This window comes from Baaleninema sp. (assembly GCF_049974805.1).
Taxonomy (GTDB): Bacteria; Cyanobacteriota; Cyanobacteriia; order Cyanobacteriales; family Geitlerinemataceae; genus Baaleninema.
The window spans coordinates 1-2,755 of record NZ_JBNGCO010000217.1 but is presented as its reverse complement, the minus strand read 5'-3'; the positions used below and the strand labels follow the sequence as shown (position 1 = coordinate 2,755).

Here is a 2,755-nt window from a genome sequence, read left to right as displayed (position 1 = left end):
GTTCGGTGCATGGCGATACTTTCGAGAGCGCCGCTGACCGCGAAAATTAGAATTAAGACCGCACCATCGACGAGTAAGTAATAGTCTTGTTGCCAAAAGCCTAAAATGGCGGCGCCTAACGCTGCCACAATCATCAGTAAGTCTACGTCCAACTCGCGCTCTTCCCACAGAGTTTCGAGTCCCTCGCGAGCCGAGTCGTACCCGCCGATGGTGTAAGCCGCCAGCAACGTCCACACGCCAAACCCCAGCCAACTTCCGTTGAGTGCGAGCCAACCGACGAGGGTGAGTAGCGCACAAATCGCAGCGGCGATCGCCTCGGGATAGGTTTTTATCCAATGTTGGAGTTTTCTGGGAAAAACAGACCGACGAATCATCGATACAACCTTTATGTTTCAGTCTGCGTATGGTAAACCTTGACATTAATGTTAAAGTCAAGAGAATTTTGGGAAAACAATCGGGAGCAAACGAGGTGTCAACGTCCTGGTTTGTGGAAAATGCTGACGATTAAAGAACTCACTCAAGCGGTCGGATGTGGTACGACACCGCGTATGGTGCGCCACTATCATCAAATCGGTTTGTTACCTCAACCGATGCGGTCTGCGAGTAATTATCGCTTGTACGATGAGGCGGACGTGCGGCGATTGAAGCGCATTGTGGCACTGAAGCAACAGGGGTTTCAACTGGCGCACATCAAGCAAATTTTGGAAACTCAGCCGGACTCGACTCAAACCGATTCGTTGATGCAGCAGTTACAGAAGCAGTATCAAACGGTGTTGCAGCATTTGGTGAAGTGGCGACAAACGGCGATCGCGCTTGAGGGGTTACTCGGACGAGATAGTTCTTGTCTTTCGACGCAAGTGGAAGCGTTGGCTCAACTTCAGTTGTTGGAAGTCGAAGCGCAAACGGCGCAATCTTTAAGTGAGGAACTTTGGCAATATTTAGATGCTGGAGTATGCGACCATCCCGAGAATTTTCAGGAGGCGTTACAGCGGTTGTTACCGGATTTGTCGGAGCGATCGAGTATTGAAGTCGATGTCTTGTCTCACCTGGTTTTAGCTTGTGGAGACGTGAGTTTGGCGGCGTTTATGCGTTTGAGTCCCGATGCGATCGCGGCGGCGAGAAACGCGCTGTCAGCGGGGTGTACGGTAATGGCGGACGTTCCGGCGGTGGTGGCGACCCTCGATCGCACTCGTTTGACGCATTTAGGCTGTCAGTGGCGATCGCTGGTGGAGAATCCCCATATTGATAGTGCGGAAGACGCCGAACAACAGTTTTGGCGCGATCGCCAGTTGAAGCAAAGACTTCGGGAGTCGATCGACGGTACGATTTGGGTGGTGGGTTATGCGCCGTCGGTGTTGTTGGAAATTTGCGATGCGATCGAGGCGCAAGTGGGACGACCTGCTCTCGTTATCGGATTACCGATTGGTTTCAGTCACGCGCCTGCGGCGAAACGGCGGTTGATGCAGTTATCAGTACCGTTTGTGACCAGTGAAAGTACGTTTGGCGGGGGATTGCTGGCGGCGATCGCACTCAATCGGTTGGCGGCGTCTTTAATTGAAAAACCGGATTGTCACTGCTATCTTCAGAAAACGAAATCTGACGTTCCGTAGAAACCTTATTTGCAAACGGTTGTCGCGCGATCGCCTAAATGTAGGTTTAGAAAGGAAAATTGGCCGATTCAAAAATCTGACTGAGCCATGCAATCGCACGGTCTTTAAAAAAGACTGCGAGCAAACCACATGCAATCGGGACAGCAATGGCGACGGCGAGTCTCCAGGTTTCGACTGCTGCTAAACTGCCATAGGTCATGTCTACAGATAGCGAGAGGTAAGCAAAGATAAGAATACCGCTCAAACTAGCGCCCAGCAAGAAGTTCTTCACTGGATTAGAATTTTGTTTTTGGGTCCCTTCAGAGTCTGATGATTTTTGAGAAGGCATTGACTGAACTCCTACGTTATTTTTTTCTTAAGTTTAGGTCACTCTTGTCAAATTGTCGCTTTTAAAGACGAATGGATTCGACTGAGCGATCCCGAAGGTCTTTTATGTTATAACGTGATTTTATCGACACTGCTCGAGAAATTAGAAGATTGCGCTGAATTTTGATAAAACTCGCTCATTCAAACGTTTTGCACGCTAACGTGACTTTTTAAGTGCGATCGTGTTGTAATCGAGATCGCGTCAAAAAAGCCATCTGTAAAAACTTGCAAGATTGCGATCGCAATCTACGTAAAATCAAGGAAGTACGAACAGCAGGACAGTCAAAATACAGTCAAAACTCAGTAATTTAATCTAAGTTTACTCAAAAAATCAGTAAATTATCAGTATCAGGATTGCGCCTTTCGATCTATACTTTCAATTAAAGTTTGAATGAATTGAAAAATTTGAAGTCTGTTCGATCGGTAACTGGGTACTCGATCGAAAACCTTGCGACCTTCAATTGAGGGAATAGAGGGTATTGGATACGCTTTGAATTTCAATGCTGGAAAACCCTGAAAACAGCTCGATTTCTCAACTGGTCGATCGAACTGGAGAAGTCTACCATGTTTCTATGGCATCGACTGAGACTCCATAACTGGCAACGTAAGGGCATTCATCTTCGTGACGCTCTCAAGTCGTTGTCGAATGTCATCCCCCCGATCTCGATTTTGCTCTTCGTACTGGGTTTTGTCCTCTGGGGCAATATTCCCTCTGTACTTTCAGATCGAGATATTCTAAATAAAAGACAAGAAACGCTCGAAACCTGTTGTTCTGAAAC

At 47.6% G+C, this 2,755-nt stretch carries 2 protein-coding genes and 1 pseudogene; 1 reads left to right on the top strand and 2 read right to left on the bottom strand.

All coding sequences use genetic code 11. The annotated features are described in order from the left end of the window. A pseudogene (locus ACP5D4_RS21395) lies at positions 1-374 on the bottom strand (heavy metal translocating P-type ATPase); the annotation flags it as partial. A 120-nt stretch (positions 375-494) separates the two neighbouring features. Between ACP5D4_RS21395 and ACP5D4_RS21390 the strand changes: the two are divergent. Next, positions 495-1,610 carry a precorrin-8X methylmutase gene (locus tag ACP5D4_RS21390; protein ID WP_428013626.1) on the top strand — a complete coding sequence of 372 codons (1,116 nt, stop codon included), beginning with the start codon at positions 495-497 and terminating at the stop codon, positions 1,608-1,610. A gap of 46 nt (positions 1,611-1,656) precedes the next feature. Here ACP5D4_RS21390 and ACP5D4_RS21385 read toward each other — a convergent pair whose 3' ends face one another. Next, a complete protein-coding gene (locus ACP5D4_RS21385; protein ID WP_428013625.1) occupies positions 1,657-1,938 on the bottom strand; it encodes a hypothetical protein in 282 nt (93 codons plus the stop codon). Positions 1,939-2,755: the final 817 nt, after the last annotated feature.